This window comes from Blautia massiliensis (ex Durand et al. 2017) (assembly GCF_051861785.1).
Lineage (GTDB): Bacteria > Bacillota > Clostridia > Lachnospirales > Lachnospiraceae > Blautia_A > Blautia_A luti_A.
In genome coordinates, this window is record NZ_CP146725.1 from 1,335,536 (window position 1) to 1,352,177 (window position 16,642).

Consider the following 16,642-nt stretch of genomic DNA (forward strand, 5'->3'; position numbering starts at 1 on the left):
TCATTTCTTTTATCATTGAGGTAACACAAACTTACATTCCTTCATTTTCCACAAGCAAAAAAAGAATCCCTCAACCAAGGGATTCTTAAAGCTGTTAGTCGAAGCGACAGGATTTGAACCTGCGACCTCTGCGTCCCGAACGCAGCGCTCTACCAAACTGAGCCACGCTTCGTTATTCTGTTTCAGTTGTTTGTGTGTTGCTCAACTGCAAGAGCTATTATATTAGAGTTTCTGTACTTTGTCAATAGAAAAAATTAAAATTTTTCAAAAAAATCGAATTTTTTCTTTTTTCCTGCTTCGGGCATACTTTTTTTTGCAGACCCGAAGCAGTTTTTGGAAAAGTTCTTATAAATATCTATGCCCAGCGGCTCTTCTGTTCTTCGCAGATACTGTTCCACTGGCAGTTTCCACAGATTTCCTTACGTTTATCCATCGCAAGGATTTTTTCCTGGACTTTTTTTGTAAATTCGCTGAAGTGCAATGTCTGTCCGGCCTTCAGTCCACATTTTTCCAGCACGGCATTGTCATACTCTGCCACTTTATCTCCGGCTTCACAATGTCCGCCCAGATTATTCGGACAGGCAGAGCAGATCTCATCCGTATCCACATGAAGCCTTATTTTCTTTCCCTCCAGAAAAATCTTCAGCATCTCGGCCATATGTGCAGTAAAACCGTTACTGTAACCTTCCCCCTTAAAATACGCCAGGCACATACCATGATGAGGGCGCAGAGGAATGACTATTTCCTCTGTGCCCTCATCAGAAGCATATGCCGCAGCACTGCTTTTATCTTGCATATTTACGTACCTTTCCTGATAAAACATAAGCCAGTGCGATCTTGATAAGATCCGGAATGATAAACGGAAATACACACCAGCCAAGAACTGCCATAAGGCCTACCGGACCTGTGCTTCTTGTGTAGGCAAACATAAACCATACTGTTCCAAAGGCATAGCATACGATCAGCCCAACGACCATGGAAATGATCTGAACGACCGGCTTTCTGCCAAAAACGTGCTCAAATGCCCACATAACAAGTGCGGAAAAGATAAATCCAATGATATATCCGCCTGCATTTCCGAGAAGAGCTCCAATGCCTCCGGAAAATCCTGCAAAAACCGGAACTCCTACTGCTCCAAGAAGAACGTAAACCAGAACTGCCAGAGTTCCTCTTTTTCCTCCAAGCACACCAACTGCCATAAATACTCCGAATGTCTGCAGAGTAAACGGTATCTGTGCCGGAATGGAAATCCATGAGCAAACTGCCATCACTACTGCAAAAACTGCAATGTAAACAAGATCATACGTCTTGCTTCTGCCTGCTGCCACTGTTGTCATAATAATCTGTATCCTCTCTTTCCTTTTCTGCTTTTCCTGTCGGAAGATCATTCCTGTCCTGTATAAATGATATCCGCTCTTTCGCTGTTAACAATTTAACACAGCAGGATTTTAATGTCAACTTAATTTTATTTTTTAAGTTTACATTTTACAATGCCGTTTACTACTATGTAAACCTGCCATTTACAAATGATATTGTCAATTTTCACTTTCAAATTCCCCTCTCTGATGCTATACTGAAACCAATGAGTTTTCAGCAAAAAGGGGGATTTTTCCACATGGATATACACGATATTCATAACATCAGCACCAACTGCACACGGACTGAATTTGTAGGGACCGCAGTCCTTGACACAATCGGACTCGTGATCTCCGGAGTTGATGATTCACTGTTTAAAAAGATGAACGTAGGTACCCAATACCACTGTCTGGGGCTTTTCAGTTCCCGAACAGGCGCTGCCGGCCAGATCACAGCTATTGACGATGCAGTAAAAGCCACAAATACAGAAGTCCTTTCCATTGAACTTCCAAGAGATACCAAGGGCTGGGGCGGTCACGGAAACTATATCGTCCTTGGCGGAAATGATGTATCCGACGTGCGTCACGCCATTTCTCTGGCTCTGGAACTGACTAACAAATATGCAGGTGAGGTCTACATCAGCGAATCCGGCCATCTGGAGTTTGCTTTTTCCGCAAGTGCAGGTCCTGCTATCCATAAAGCCTTCGGCACACCTCTGGGTGAAGCATTTGGTTTCATGGCAGGTTCTCCGGCTGCTATCGGTCTTGTGATGGCAGATAATGCCGTGAAATCCGCAGCAGTATCCATTACACAATATATGACTCCGAATATCGGTACCAGTCATTCCAATGAAGTGATCATCGCCATCTCCGGTGATGCCAGTGCTGTAAAAGCTGCTGTACTGGAAGGCCGTCAGACAGGCCTTGAGCTTCTCATCGGTATGGGAACCTATCCGGAGATCCCGGGTACGCCTTATCTGTAAAATCTCCGGATTGCAGGAAATTTGTGAATTTCCACACACTACACTTCACGAAACACATATCTGCGTCATGCATACAAAAGCAGCGCTGCAAGGATCAGCATACGATCCTGCAGCGCTGTATTTCTCTTAAATATTCTCCTCTGGATTTTCCCGGATCAGCCCACCTGATATACATCTGCAGACTGAAGTCCGAAGCTTAATGCCTCAGAATGGCTTCCACAATAGATATCCACATGTCCGTAAGGAGTTCCCAGATCCTCTACCGTATAAACAGTGCCGTTGATCAGAAGCTTGGTTCCAAACGGAACACCTGCCATAGCAACGGTACGTCCTGCTGTCGGAACTGTTCCGCTGGCTGTAAGATTGCCGGCTGTACCGCAGCACTGTGCACAGTTGCAGTATGCGGTCAGTGTAAAGTTTCCAAGATATGTTCCCTGACTGGAAGAACCGGAATCGGACGTATCCGCAGAGGCATCTTCCGTCTCCTCGGAAGCTGTCTCATCATTGGAAACCTCCTCAGAAACCTCCTCCTGGGAGCTGTCCTCGGAAACATCTTCGGAACTTCCGGACTGTACATCATCCGCTTCCTCTTCCTCCTCTACAACAGTGTCTGTACTTGTAGAGCTGCTGGAAGACTCGGTTGTATCCTCCTCCGGATCATAGCCGTAATCATCGTCAGAATCAGCCTCTTCACTGTCCTCGTTATCCTGATCGGCTTCTTCCTGGGCTGCCGCTTCTGCTGCCTGTCTCTCAGCCTCTGCTGCCGCTTCAGCCTTAGCTTTCTCTTCTGCAGCCTTCTCCGCCTCTGCCTGCTGTACCAGAGCGGTAATACTGCTGTCTGCATTACTGATATCTGCCATCAGCTGCTGAGCCTCTTCCTGGCTGGCGCTGATCTGGTTTACATAAGAGTTAATATCCTCGCTTGTGCTGGAAGCCATGGACTGCACTTCCTGCTGTTTGGCTGCACGCTCCGTCATCAGATTATCGATCTCTGCGGACTCCGTCTCAACCTTTTTCTCATTCTCCTGGATATTCTTCTGAAGACTCACATATTTATCCAGCATATCTCTGTCGTATGTAGAAATCTGGATCGCATTCTCCGCGCGATTGAGAAATTCTGCAAGGCTTTCGGAAGAAAGCAGTGTCTCCAGTGCGGAAGTTCCGGCATTTTCATACATATATGCGATTCGAAGCTTCATGGATTCATACTGATCTGCAGAAGCTTTCTTTGCTTTTTTCAGTTCTTTTTTTACTTTATTTAATTCATCTTCCTTCTCAGCAGCCTGGATACTAAGCTCAGAAATGCTGTTGGTAAGATCCTCATACTGTGCGTTTAAATCAGCCAGATAGCTCTCCAGCTCCTGCTTCTTGCTCTCCAGTGTGCCGATGCTGCTCTGTACCTGCGCAAGACCCTCCTCAGCGGCCTGTTTCTCCGCCTGTGCCTCTGCGATCGCAGCGTCTGTACCTGATGCATATACGGTGCTTCCCATGGAAAGGGTCAGCATACCTGTAAGCAGTAATGTGAAAACTTTTCTATTCTTCATATAAACACCTTTCGTCCTTTCATGGATTCTAGTATAACACATTTTTCATAAAAAGCAATAATTTTATTTTATTTTTGTAACAAATACGTAATAATTTAAATTTTTATGAACTGAAAAGCGTTTTTTTGTTTTCCGGAGCACAAAAAAACTGCCCTCTCACAGATTTATCTGTAAAACGGCAGTTTTTATTCTATGCTGTTTCAATCCAAAGATCATCAGCTACGAGAATACTTCTCTGATGTAATCCCCCCTGAAGCTGCTTCTTTTACTCCGCAGCCTCCATAAGAACCTCATTCTCAGCTTCCTCAGCCATTACTTCCTGATACTTGTCCAGGATGATCGTCTGGATCTGCTCTCTTGTTGCTGAATTGATCGGATGTGCGATGTCACGATATTCACCGTCGCTTGCCTTACGGCTTGGCATTGCGATGAACAGCCCCTTCTCGCCTTCGATCACCTTGATGTCATGTACCACAAACTCATCATCTATTGTGACAGACACAACGGCCTTCATTTTCCCTTCTTTTGCTACCTTCCTCACACGTACATCTGTAATATTCATTGCTACTTGCCCCTTTCATTTCGCTAACCGCATCTGCGGAAAACTGATCTTCCGCATTTATAATACGTAGCGTTCGTTTTTCTCTACGACGATCTTCACTTCTCCTTCTTCGCCGCAGTAATATGAATTTGCCCGGATGGTATCCCGGCTCTCAACAATGCAATTCTCAATATGCGTATTATCTCCAAGATATACGTCATTAAGGATCACAGAGTTTTTGATCACACAGTTATTTCCTACAAATACATCACGGAACAGAACAGAATTCTCCACGGTTCCGTTGATGATACATCCGCTGGACACCAGACTGTTCTTCACAGTTGCACCCGGATTGTACTTAGCAGGAGGTACATCTGCGATCTTGGTTTTGATCGCCGGCTCCTGTTTGAAGAAATAGTTCCGGATCTCCGGTTTCAGGAAATCCATATTTGTCTGATAATAAGCCTCTGCAGTAGAGATATTATTCCAGTAGTTATCGATCTTATATCCGTAAATCCTCTTCAGATTTTTGTAACGGATAAGAATATCATTTACAAAATCATGCCTTCCTTCCCGGGCAGCACGCTCGATCAGTTCGATCAGCTGCCTTCTTCGGATGACATAGATACCAGTAGATACCGTATTATAGGAAGAAACGATCGGTTTCTCCTCAAATTCCTCGATCCGACAGTCCTCATTCATGCGAAGAACACCAAATCTCTCAACCTGGCTCTGATCCTTGCAGGTAGTACATACAACGGTAACATCTGCCCGCTTTGCAATATGATACTCCAGGACTTTATTGTAATCCAGCTTGTAGATTCCATCGCCGGAAGCGATCACCGCATAGGGTTCATGACTGTTCTTTAAAAAGCTCAGGTTCTGATAGATCGCATCTGCAGTACCCTGATACCATAAGCTGTTATCTCTGGTAATGGTTGGAGTAAAGACATAAAGTCCTCCCTGTTTTCTTCCGAAATCCCACCATTTGGATGAACTTAAATGCTCATTAAGGGAACGGGCATTATACTGTGTCAGCACAGCAACCTTCTGGATATGTGAATTTGCCATGTTGCTGAGGGCAAAGTCGATCGCGCGGTAACTTCCTGCAATAGGCATTGCCGCGATTGCTCTTTTGTTTGATAATTCTCTCATGCGGTTATTATTACCGCCTGCCAAAATAATACCTATCGCTCTCATTCTTTCCCACCGTCCTTTGCTGCAATTACCTGGCCGGCTGCCAGTTCTCCGTCAGGGTAGTCTTCTTTTGTTGTAACACCGGCGATAGCGGTATTCTTACCGATTTTGACACTGTCCGGAATCACGCTGTTTTCGCCGATAGCCACAAGTCCAAAGGAATATACAGCCGGTTTCAGAACATTCGGTAACTCCTCGCCGCATCCGATCACAACATTATTTCCGATGACAACATCTTCTGCCACGATGGCTTTATCCATAACAACGTTCTCACCAACTGCTGTATTCTTCATGATAATAGAATCACGGATCACACTGCCCCTGCCGATGATAACATTCGGACCGATCACTGAATTATGTACTTCACCATAGATTTCTGTTCCCTCACCGATGATACACTTGTCCACAACTGCATCTGCAGAAATATACTGTGGCGGGATCACATCTCCCTTGGTGTAGATCCTCCAGAATTCCTCATAAAGATTAAACTCCGGAATGATATCGATCAGCTCCATATTTGCTTCCCAGTAAGAACCAAGAGTTCCTACATCTTTCCAGTAGCCGTTGTACTCATAAGCAAAAAGGCGCTGCCCCTTCTCTTTACAGTACGGAAGGATATGTTTACCGAAGTCACAGCCATTCTGATTCTTCAGGGCGATCAGTGCTTCCTTCAGAACCGGCCATGAGAAAATATAGATACCCATGGATGCAAGATTGCTGCTTGGATGCTCCGGCTTCTCCTCAAACTCAGTAATACGGCTGCTCTCATCAGTAACCATAATACCAAAACGGCTGGCTTCCTCAATGGGAACCGGCATACACGCGATCGTAATATCTGCCTTGTTCGCCTTGTGGAAATCCAGCATCACTTCGTAATCCATCTTATAGATATGGTCACCGGAAAGGATAAGCACATAATCCGGGTTATACTGCTCCATATAAGCCAGATTCTGATAGATCGCATTGGCAGTTCCTGTGTACCATTCACTGCTTGTGCTCTTCTCATACGGAGGAAGGACTGTGACACCGCCTTCATTGCGGTCAAGATCCCACGGAATACCGATACCGATATGTGTATTCAGGCGGAGAGGCTGGTACTGTGTCAGCACACCCACTGTGTCAATTCCCGAGTTAATACAATTGCTCAGTGGAAAATCGATGATACGATATTTACCACCAAAAGCGACTGCCGGCTTTGCAACCTTTTCTGTCAAAACTCCTAACCTGCTGCCTTGCCCACCGGCCAAGAGCATGGCAATCATCTCTTTCTTAATCATGCGATCACCTCTTGTATGTTATGATTATTCCATTATAGCATACTTTACTGTATTAGTGAACATTTTTTACAATTATTTTAGCTGTATTTTGCTTTTTTTATCGCTATTGTATATTATAAATTTGTAAGACTCATCATTTTTTTCATTTCTCTGGTAATTTTCAACATTTTTCGATGTTATTTTCTGGTTACTTTTATATTCCGGAAAAAACCGCTTTTTTAGCCAAAAGAACCACTTTTCAATTGTTTCTGTTGGCGTTATAATAAAACAAACAAAAGAGCTACGAAAATAACATATATATAAGGAGATTATTATGTATCAGATAGACTTTCATAAACCGCTCCATATTCATTTCATCGGGATCGGAGGCATCAGCATGAGCGGCCTTGCCGAGATCCTTCTGGAAGAAAATTTCCGGATTTCCGGTTCCGATGCCAAATCCAGCCCGCTGACCCGCACACTGGAAGAACGTGGCGCTGTGATCTATTACGGACAGCGCGCTTCCAACATCAAGGATGATGTAGATGTGGTTGTCTATACAGCAGCGATCCACCCGGACAACCCGGAATTTGCCTGTGCGAAAGAAAAAGGGCTTCCAATGCTCACCCGCGCAGAGCTTCTGGGACAGATCATGCGGAACTACGATACACCGATTGCAATTTCCGGAACCCACGGAAAAACCACTACTACTTCCATGGTTTCCCATATCCTTCTTGAGGGTGACTGTGATCCTACCATCAGTGTTGGCGGAATCCTTCCTGCTATCCACGGAAACATCCGCGTTGGAAATTCTGAGACCTTTATCACAGAAGCATGCGAATACACCAACAGCTTTTTAAGCATCTTCCCTAAGATCAGTGTGATCCTGAACATGGATGCCGATCATCTGGATTTCTTCAAGGACATCGATGACATCCGCCATTCCTTCCGGAAATTTGCAGAGCTTCTCCCTGCTGACGGTACTCTGATCATCAACGCCGACACACCGGAGTATGAAACAATCACCCGGGAGCTTCCATGCAATGTTCTTACCTATGGTCTGAAGCACGATGCCGATTACACCGCAGCAGACATTACCTGGGATAAATACGGACATCCTTCCTTCTCCGTTCTCTTCCGGGGCAAAAAGATCGGCAGCTATTATCTGCGTGTACCGGGTATCCACAACGTATCCAATGCACTGGCCGCCATTGCCGTAGGACGCCTTCTGGACCTTCCGGATGATGTGATCGTCAAAGGTCTCGGAAGCTTTACCGGTACAGACCGTCGTTTCCAGTATAAAGGTGAGATCGGCGGTATCACCATCATTGATGATTACGCGCATCATCCAACCGAGATCGAGGCAACCCTTCATGCTGCAAAGAATTATCCGCATCAGAAGGTATGGTGTGTATTCCAGCCTCATACCTACACACGTACCAAAGCTCTTCTTCCGGAATTTGCAAAAGCGCTGACTCTGGCCGATCATGTTGTACTGGCTGATATTTATGCCGCACGTGAAACAGACAATCTTGGTATTTCTTCCCAGGATCTCCAGAAACAGATCCAGGAACTTGGAACCCCCTGCGAATATTTCCCGACTTTTGATGAGATCGAGAGCTTCCTCTTAAAAAGTTGTGCACATGGTGATTTGTTGATAACTATGGGCGCCGGAGACGTTGTAAATATTGGAGAACACCTTCTCGGAAAATAATTATCCACATTATCCACATGCTTATGCACATTTCAGACGTGCCTGGCATGTGGATTTTTTTGTGTATAACCTACTTGACATAATTCAACATCCAAATTCAACAAATACCGCATTTTTCTTACAAAATTAAGGTTTTTGTTAGTTGCTGATAATGTTATCCTCAAAGTTTTCCACACTATCCACATTTTCCACATGGAAATTGGTGCACAACTTCTGGGAAAATAGACTATTCTCAAGTAAAAGCGGTTGTGCTATAATCCTTTTTAGCATGGCGGACTTTGGGATATCACCTGAAATATCTGCTGTATTTTAGAAAGGGAGCTGCTGATCATGAGCCTGATTTCACTTCAGAATTCCTCTGAACTGGAGGTAACGATTCTTTCCAATCGCTTTATTGACAATTTCATGCCTCGTGCCAACGGGGAGTTCGTAAAGGTATATATCTACCTTCTCCGGATGGTATCTGCCGCTCCTTCTTCTTTCAGCCTGGAGCATATGGCAGACAGCCTTTTCTGCACGGAAAGAGATATTTCCCGTGCGCTGAAATACTGGGAAGGTGAGAAACTGATCGCATTAACCTATACTGCAGATCAGAAGCTTTCCGGGATCACTTTGCTGGAACCCTTTGCGGATACCGGTCATAGAGAGAGCAGCGCTTCCGTGGATACTTTCACCGGTTCCGGCAATTCTGCTTCCGTTTCCGGGAACACGGATCCGGGAGTCCCAAGCTCCGCTGATTACATTCTCAGTCTCACTCCTGACCGGATCAGAGAACTTAAGCAAAACGAAGAGATCAGTCAGCTTCTCTATATCACAGAGCAGTATCTGACCAAAACACTGACGCCTACAGAAATGCAGAAGATCCTTTTTTTCTATGATGAACTCCATATGTCTGCGGATCTCATCGAATATCTGGTGGAATACTGTGTTTCCAGAGGCCGCAAGAGTATACGTTATATTGAAACTGTTGCACTCGCCTGGGCAAAAGACGGCATCACCACCGTCGAGATGGCCCGGGATGCCAGCTCCCGTTTTTCCAAGGATTATTACACGATCCTGAAGGCTATGGGGATCAGCGGCCGCAATCCTGTTGATAACGAGATCACTTACATTGATACCTGGCGCAAGACCTACGGTTTTGATCTGGAGCTGATCCAGGAAGCCTGCAGCCGTACTGTCCTTTCCACCGGACAGCCCAGTTTCCAATATGCAGATAAGATCCTCTCCGGCTGGAAAAAGAAAAACGTACATACGCTGGAGGATATCCGGCTTCTGGATGCCGCACACAAAAAACGCCAGCTTGAGAAATCCGTTTCCAGGAAGAAGCAGCCCCAGACTCAGCCTCAGAATAGCAACCGCTTCAATAATTTCCACCAGCGTGATTATGATTTTGCGGAATATGAGAAACGTCTTTTAAATAATCAGTAACAGAACCTGGAAGGAGCGCTTTATGCCTTTACAGAATTTTCAATATGATACTATAATGAGAGAATACAGCCGCCGGCAGGCACAGAACCACCGTATTCTGGAGGAGCACACAGCCGAAGCCTACGGAAAGATCCCCCGTCTGAAAGAGATCGATGACGAGGTGGCAACTTTAAGTGCTGACAAAGTCCGTCGCCTTTTAAACGGCGAAGAAAAGGGAACTTCGGATCTGAAGGCAGCCATCCAGGAGCTTTCCGATGAACGGATCACCCTTCTTGTTGCAAACGGCTTTCCCGGAGACTATCTTGAGATGCCTTACACCTGCCCTGACTGTCAGGATACCGGCTATATCGGCAGCCGAAAATGCACCTGTTTTAAAAAAGCTGAGATCGAACTGCTTTATGCACAGTCCAATCTGAATGAAATTCTCGAAAAAGAGAATTTTGACAGCTTTTCATTTGACTATTATTCTGCTACAATAAAAAACGAAGCCACGGGACTGTCTGCCCTGGAAACAGCCCGACGGGCCTATGACACTGCACAGCGCTTTGTGCAGAACTTCGACCATAAATTTGAAAACCTGTTTTTATATGGTGATACCGGTGTGGGAAAAACCTTTCTTTCACACTGCATCGCCCGAGAGCTTCTCAGATCCACCCACTGTGTCCTGTACTTTTCCGCCTACGATCTTTTTGATATGATGGCTGCGAATTCTTTTTCCCGAAAAGATACCGGCACAGACGAGGAACTGATCTATGACTGTGATCTTCTGATCATTGATGACCTGGGAACGGAGCTTACCAACAGTTTCGTATCTTCACAGCTTTTTCTCTGTCTCAATGAGCGGATCATGCGCAGGAAATCCACGATCATTTCCACGAATCTGACGCTCAAAAATTTCTCGGATACCTATTCCGAGAGAACATTTTCCCGAATTGCCAGCAACTATCAGATGATATCGTTGATCGGGAAGGACATCCGTATACAGAAAATATTTTTAGGAGGAAATTAAAATGGCACAGGTAAATACAAAAGATTTTTCCACACTCCCGGTAGGAAGACTTGGACTGATTCCCCTTCAGAGCTGCAGCTCATTAGGCGCGAAGGTGAATGACTGGCTGGTCAAATGGCGTGCCGAAAGACAGTATCCTGGAATGGACTCCTTTGCATTCGAGGGATACAAGCGCGATTCTTACATTATTGACGCCAAGACTCCACGTTTCGGCTCCGGTGAGGGTAAATGCACCATCAACGAATCTGTCCGCGGTGATGATATCTACGTAATGGTAGATGTGACAAATTACAGCTTATCCTATCCGATCGGACCTTACATGAATCTTATGTCCCCGGATGATCATTTCCAGGATATGAAGCGTGTTATCGCCGCTGTAGGCGGAAAAGCCCGCAGAGTCAACGTGATCATGCCATATCTCTATGAGAGTCGCCAGGACAAACGTGTCGGAAGAGAGTCTCTTGACTGTGCCACTGCACTTCATGAGCTGATCGATATGGGTGTTGAGAATATCATCACCTTTGATGCACACGATTCCCGTGTACAGAATGCGACTCCTCTTCATGGTTTTGAGACTGTACAGCCATCCTACCAGTTCATCAAGGCTCTTCTTAATAATGAAAAGGGACTTCATATCGACAAGGATCATTTCATGACGATCAGCCCGGACGAAGGAAGCATGAACCGTGCGATCTATCTCGCCAATGTCCTCGGTGTTGATATGGGTATGTACTATAAACGTCTGGATTACTCAAGATATGTAAACGGCCGTCATCCGATCGCAGCATATGAATTCCTCGGACCAAAGATCGAGGGCAAGGATATGATCCTGATCGATGATATGATCTCCTCCGGTGATACGATCATTAAGATCGCGTCTCTCCTGAAAGAGAAAGGAGCAGGCAGAGTTTACATCTGCTCTACCTTCGGATTCTTTACCGATGGTCTTGATAAATTTGACGATGCTTACAGGAAGGGCTACTTCGACAAGCTCCTTACTACTAACCTGGTTTATCAGTCACCGGAGCTTCTTGAGAAGCCATACTACATCAGCTGCGATATGAGCAAATATATTGCTCTGATCATTGATACGCTGAACCATGATACCTCTGTCAGCCACCTTCTGAATCCGGTAGACAGAATCAAACGCTGCGTAACAAATTACATGAGCCAGCATGAGAAATAAATAAATCATAACGCACGCAAAGCGGCTGCACCTTCTGAGAACGATATAACAGTTTCTCAGAAAGCGCAGCCGCTTTATATTTCTGTAACAGACGGATATCCATGATCCGCATCTGCTGTCTGCTTTGCTTTTGATCTTTATGCTGAAATCTTCCTGCAAAAGCTCACATAGGAAGCTTCTGATAGGGGATCCTCTCTTTATCCAGGATCTCCATTTCTCTTTTATGGCAGGTACTTATGATCACCTGTCTGTTTTCTTTATGCAGCCACCTGAGAGCCGCTGCAAGACGTTCTTCATCATACATGCCAAATACATCATCCAGGATCACAGGGAACGGTTCCTCTTTGCAGAAAAGCTCTCCTGCTGCCATACGAAGGGCAAAATAAATCTGCTCCAGTGTCCCGCGGCTCAGTCTCTCAATGGATACGATACGCTCCCCTGTGTTCACAGACATATGCAGTGCCTCATCCATCAGAACCTCCTGGTATCTGCCACCGGTGATCTCACTTAATATCTCAGATGTACGTTTTTTCAGACGGACCCCTACCTGATCCGTAATGTTTCCGGAAAGTGCCTCAATCGTCTCCATAGCCATATTCAGCGCCTGGATCTCCGTTTCCTCCGGAGTGATCACTTCTGTATTTTCTTCACATTCCGTCAACTCTGCCTGCAGGTTCTCCAGCGCTGTATGCTTCTCTTCGTAGTCACTGTCCAGACTGTTCCGGTTCCAGGTCAGCTCCTCATGTCTGGAAAGCCAGCGCTCTCTCTGACGTTCTCTCTTATTCAGCTCCCTGCTGAGCCGTATGCGGAAAAACAATGCCGCTACAGAAATCGCCGCAGTTGCCACGCCTGCCAGAACGCTGAAAATGACCTGTCCGGAAAAAGCCGCCAGGCAGCCGGTACCGGCAATCCCACCAAGCAGCACAACTGTCAGAACTGCATCTGTCTGCTCCCGTCTTCTTTTTACACGATCGATCCGAAGCTCAAGAAGATCCTCTGTACTCCGTTCTCTGGTCCCTATGTTCATCCCGTCCTGCTGCTGCATGATCCGATCACGCTTCTCATCCAGTTCACGGATCTCTCTGCGGATATATTCCATGTTTGCGGAAATCTTTTCTTTTTCCTTTTCCAGCTCCTTTTTTCGTCGGGCCGCTTCTGTCAGATATCCTTTTCTGGACATTTTCAGCATCTGCATGGCTCGTCCCATGTCAATGGAACTGTCACCGGTTCCCTGATAGCTGGCCATGTAATTCTGCAGTTCACGTACGAGATCTTTTCCTGTAACGCTTTTCAGCTGTGCCACAGACACCGTATTATCATAAACTGCCTCACTTACATTTCCCAGAATAGTCCCAAGAGCTCCCTGTTCCGCATCCACAAGACTGCCATCCTCTTCACAGAGAAGCTCTCCCAGCTTCTTTTCTTTATAAAAATTCCTGGTAAGACGATATTTCTTCCCCTTGCTTGTGAACCACATGATCCCACCATATTCTGCCGGATTTTCCCATGGTTCATATTTTGTATATGTATCGTTCAGAGCAGCCTTTCCCCGCAGTCTGCGAACGCCGTAAAACATGGAGCGGATAAATGTATGTGTGGTAGTTTTTCCACTCTCATTTTCACCGTAAAGTACGTTGATCCCAGGCGAAAGCTCCATGTCCTTGTCCCGGATCTTCCCGAAATTTTTTATTTTTAAACGTCTGATAACCATCTTATGCTATCCTCCTGTGCTGCCCCTTTATCGCCGGCTGCCTGTCTCAAGCAATGCCTGAAGCCCATAATACAGCGCCTTTTTTTCCACGGTATCCATACCCTTTTTGGCCAGAAAATAGCCGATATAATCACCGATCAGAGTACCGCTGTAGCGTTTGTAGAGCTCACCAAGATCATACGCCGGCCAGGATTCATCCACAACATCGGTAACATTTCCGAGACTTTTCAGTTTCTCAGGGATCAGAAGAAGATCCGGCGAACGCATTCCCTGAAGAACGATCCTGTAGATATTCCTTCCTCCTCTGCGGAAAATCTGGGATTTTACCGCTTCTTCCAGAGATATCTGTGTAGTTTCCTCGTGAAGTGTCATTACCAGCTGCTGATAGGAACGACAGGCAAAGGGAACGAACTCTGTACGGATCCTTCCGTTGATCAGTCGGCCCTCCATATATCCATGTTCCCCTGTATCATTCCTGTCAATGGGCTCCAGAGCCCCGGAAAAGGCCGCCTGGTCACGGATCAGGATCTGCGGCTTGTGGATATGCCCTAACGCCACATAATCGAAGCCTGACGCCGCCAGAGCTGCTGCACTGAGAGGAATGTGCTTCTCGTCGCCGCCATGGGCCAGCAGAATATGGATTCCTTCTTTCTGGACAGGGACAGCCTGATCATAAAGTCCGTCTTTTATTTCCCGGTCATAGTAACTCAGTCCATATACATAGACATCAAGCCTGGGATCTTTAACACAGGTCAGTTCCCTGCTCCTGAAAAATATAACATTGGAATTCCACTCAAACGTATTATAAAAAGAATCTCTGCTTATAAAATCATGGTTTCCTGCCATCAGATACACTCTGGTATCCGGGATGGTGGAAAACAGATAATTTACTTCTTTAAGCTCTCTCATAAGAGGCTGGCGGTGGAACAGATCTCCGGATATAAATAGCAAATCCACCGGATCTTCGCGGATGCCCGCAATAACCCGGCGGAAAGTGCTCCAGATTTCTTCCTCCCGCTCTTTGCTCCACGGGCAGCCCCTGTCGGGAACTGCGCCCAGATGCACGTCTGCAAGATGAATAAATCTCATAATGTTCTCCCTTGTGTGTCAGTCACACATATCAATACCTGTTGCCAATTTCTCCCTGCTGTTCTCTGATCTCAGGAGCACAGAACGTCCTGCTGTGCAAAAGTGTTCTGATCAAAGATCGCAGTTCTTTACAGTTCTCGGGAATGGGATCACGTCACGGATGTTGCCCATACCTGTAAGGTACATGACACATCTCTCAAATCCAAGACCAAAGCCGGAATGACGTGTGGAACCATATTTACGAAGATCCAGATAGAAATCGTAATCCTCCGGTTTCAGACCCAGCTCATCCATACGTGTTCTCAGCTTGTCGTAGTCATCCTCTCTCTGGCTTCCTCCGATGATCTCTCCGATTCCCGGCACCAGACAGTCCATAGCCGCAACTGTCTTTCCATCCTCGTTGAGTTTCATGTAGAATGCCTTGATCTCCTTCGGATAATCTGTAACAAATACCGGTCTCTTGTAGACCTGCTCTGTCAGATAGCGCTCATGCTCTGTCTGAAGATCACATCCCCAGAATACCTTGTAATCAAATTTGTCATTGTTCTTCTCAAGGATCTCAACAGCCTCTGTATAGGTCACATGCGCAAATTCAGAATTAAGCACATGGTTCAGTCTATCAAGAAGCCCCTTGTCAATGAAGGAATTGAAGAAGTTCATTTCCTCCGGTGCATTCTCAAAGACATAACGGATCACGTATTTCAGCATAGCCTCTGCAAGCTCCATAGCGTCCTGAAGGTCTGCAAACGCACACTCAGGCTCGATCATCCAGAACTCAGCTGCATGACGGGTAGTGTTGGAATTCTCAGCACGGAAGGTCGGTCCGAATGTGTAGATATTGCGGAATGCCTGTGCATAAGTCTCTCCGTTCAGCTGTCCGCTTACGGTAAGGTTTGTCTCCTTTCCGAAGAAATCCTGTGAATAATCAACACTTCCATCCTCTGTCAGCGGAATATTCTTTGGATCCAGTGTTGTTACCTGGAACATCTCTCCTGCACCTTCACAGTCACTTCCTGTGATCAGCGGTGTATGCACATAGACAAAGCCTCTCTCCTGGAAAAATTTATGGATCGCATATGCACAGAGAGAACGTACACGAAATACAGCCTGAAAAGTATTTGTTCTCGGTCTTAAATGTGTCATGGTCCTTAAGTATTCAAGACTGTGTCTCTTCTTCTGAAGTGGATAATCCGGTGCGGAAGCTCCCTCTACAGATATCTCTGTTGCCTGGATCTCAAATGGCTGCTTCGCCTGAGGGGTAGCTACCAGCGTTCCCCTGACAATGATGGCTGCTCCAACGTTCAGCTTGGAAACCTCTGCGAAATTCTCCATGTTATCGTGATATACGATCTGAAGAGTTTCAAAAAAGCTTCCATCATGAAGTACGATGAATCCAAACGCCTTGGAATCACGAACACTTCGTACCCATCCACCTACGGTGATCTCTTTGTCGAGATACTGTTCACGGTTTCTGTAAATCTCTTTCACTGTTGTCAGTTTCATAATCTATACCTCATTCCTCATATTCAGGATCACACGTTCCTGCGGACCTCCAAACGTCCGTATCAAATTAAGTATAGACTATTCTCATGGTTCGTGCAAGGAGTAATTGCCCTGTCGGACAGAAAA

14 protein-coding genes and 1 tRNA gene are annotated in these 16,642 nt (G+C 45.8%); 5 read left to right on the forward strand and 10 right to left on the reverse strand.

The window, feature by feature from the left end; all coding sequences use genetic code 11:
* Nucleotides 1–98: 98 nt before the first annotated feature.
* The 3 genes from V9W66_RS06425 to V9W66_RS06435 form a co-directional block, all read right to left on the reverse strand.
* Nucleotides 99–172: transfer RNA gene (locus V9W66_RS06425), tRNA-Pro, on the reverse strand.
* A gap of 183 nt (nucleotides 173–355) precedes the next feature.
* Entirely contained in the window at nucleotides 356–796 is a 441-nt protein-coding gene (locus tag V9W66_RS06430; RefSeq protein WP_015525657.1) for a DUF1284 domain-containing protein, read from the reverse strand.
* Complete coding sequence (locus V9W66_RS06435) at nucleotides 786–1,337, reverse strand: biotin transporter BioY (protein ID WP_144093537.1); 552 nt, start codon at nucleotides 1,335–1,337, stop codon at nucleotides 786–788. Before V9W66_RS06435 ends, V9W66_RS06430 begins: the two co-directional genes overlap by 11 nt.
* A 278-nt stretch (nucleotides 1,338–1,615) precedes the next feature.
* On the opposite strand from V9W66_RS06435, the gene pduB reads away from it, so the two are divergent.
* Nucleotides 1,616–2,338, forward strand: coding sequence for a microcompartment protein PduB (gene pduB / locus V9W66_RS06440; protein WP_186290019.1), 723 nt, complete (start codon nucleotides 1,616–1,618; stop codon nucleotides 2,336–2,338).
* A 155-nt stretch (nucleotides 2,339–2,493) separates the two neighbouring features.
* On the opposite strand, the gene V9W66_RS06445 is transcribed toward pduB, so the two are convergent.
* The 4 genes from V9W66_RS06445 to V9W66_RS06460 all read right to left on the reverse strand — a co-directional run bounded on the left by V9W66_RS06445 (nucleotide 2,494) and on the right by V9W66_RS06460 (nucleotide 6,897).
* The gene (locus V9W66_RS06445; protein ID WP_144093539.1) at nucleotides 2,494–3,882 is read right to left on the reverse strand and encodes a PcsB-like coiled-coil domain-containing protein; all 1,389 of its coding nucleotides are present in this window, start codon (nucleotides 3,880–3,882) and stop codon (nucleotides 2,494–2,496) included.
* A 265-nt stretch (nucleotides 3,883–4,147) separates the two neighbouring features.
* Nucleotides 4,148–4,444 (reverse strand): septation regulator SpoVG, encoded by a 297-nt coding sequence (spoVG, locus tag V9W66_RS06450; RefSeq protein ID WP_015525652.1) that lies wholly within the window; start codon nucleotides 4,442–4,444, stop codon nucleotides 4,148–4,150.
* 57 nt (nucleotides 4,445–4,501) lie between these two features.
* Complete coding sequence (gene glgD, locus V9W66_RS06455; RefSeq protein WP_144093541.1) at nucleotides 4,502–5,623, reverse strand: glucose-1-phosphate adenylyltransferase subunit GlgD; 1,122 nt, start codon at nucleotides 5,621–5,623, stop codon at nucleotides 4,502–4,504.
* A complete protein-coding gene (locus V9W66_RS06460; RefSeq protein ID WP_144093543.1) occupies nucleotides 5,620–6,897 on the reverse strand; it encodes a glucose-1-phosphate adenylyltransferase in 1,278 nt (425 codons plus the stop codon). Before V9W66_RS06460 ends, glgD begins: the two co-directional genes overlap by 4 nt.
* A gap of 313 nt (nucleotides 6,898–7,210) precedes the next feature.
* On the opposite strand from V9W66_RS06460, the gene murC reads away from it, so the two are divergent.
* From murC to V9W66_RS06480, 4 genes are all read left to right on the forward strand, one after another.
* Nucleotides 7,211–8,590 (forward strand): UDP-N-acetylmuramate--L-alanine ligase, encoded by a 1,380-nt coding sequence (murC, locus tag V9W66_RS06465; RefSeq protein WP_144093356.1) that lies wholly within the window; start codon nucleotides 7,211–7,213, stop codon nucleotides 8,588–8,590.
* Between the two features lie 330 nt (nucleotides 8,591–8,920).
* The gene (locus tag V9W66_RS06470) at nucleotides 8,921–10,018 is read left to right on the forward strand and encodes a DnaD domain protein (RefSeq protein WP_144093358.1); all 1,098 of its coding nucleotides are present in this window, start codon (nucleotides 8,921–8,923) and stop codon (nucleotides 10,016–10,018) included.
* A gap of 22 nt (nucleotides 10,019–10,040) precedes the next feature.
* On the forward strand, nucleotides 10,041–11,027 hold the full coding sequence (locus tag V9W66_RS06475; RefSeq protein WP_015525647.1) for an ATP-binding protein: 987 nt from the start codon (nucleotides 10,041–10,043) through the stop codon (nucleotides 11,025–11,027).
* 1 nt (nucleotide 11,028) lies between these two features.
* On the forward strand, nucleotides 11,029–12,213 hold the full coding sequence (locus V9W66_RS06480; RefSeq protein ID WP_144093360.1) for a ribose-phosphate pyrophosphokinase: 1,185 nt from the start codon (nucleotides 11,029–11,031) through the stop codon (nucleotides 12,211–12,213).
* Between the two features lie 163 nt (nucleotides 12,214–12,376).
* Here V9W66_RS06480 and V9W66_RS06485 read toward each other — a convergent pair whose 3' ends face one another.
* From V9W66_RS06485 to asnS, 3 genes are all read right to left on the reverse strand, one after another.
* Nucleotides 12,377–13,924 carry an ATP-binding protein gene (locus tag V9W66_RS06485; protein ID WP_144093362.1) on the reverse strand — a complete coding sequence of 516 codons (1,548 nt, stop codon included), beginning with the start codon at nucleotides 13,922–13,924 and terminating at the stop codon, nucleotides 12,377–12,379.
* 27 nt (nucleotides 13,925–13,951) lie between these two features.
* Nucleotides 13,952–15,013: a metallophosphoesterase family protein gene (locus V9W66_RS06490; RefSeq protein ID WP_015525644.1), complete on the reverse strand. Its 1,062-nt coding sequence runs from the start codon at nucleotides 15,011–15,013 to the stop codon at nucleotides 13,952–13,954.
* A 111-nt stretch (nucleotides 15,014–15,124) separates the two neighbouring features.
* Nucleotides 15,125–16,516 carry an asparagine--tRNA ligase gene (gene asnS / locus V9W66_RS06495; protein ID WP_144093364.1) on the reverse strand — a complete coding sequence of 464 codons (1,392 nt, stop codon included), beginning with the start codon at nucleotides 16,514–16,516 and terminating at the stop codon, nucleotides 15,125–15,127.
* Between the last annotated feature and the right edge of the window lie 126 nt (nucleotides 16,517–16,642).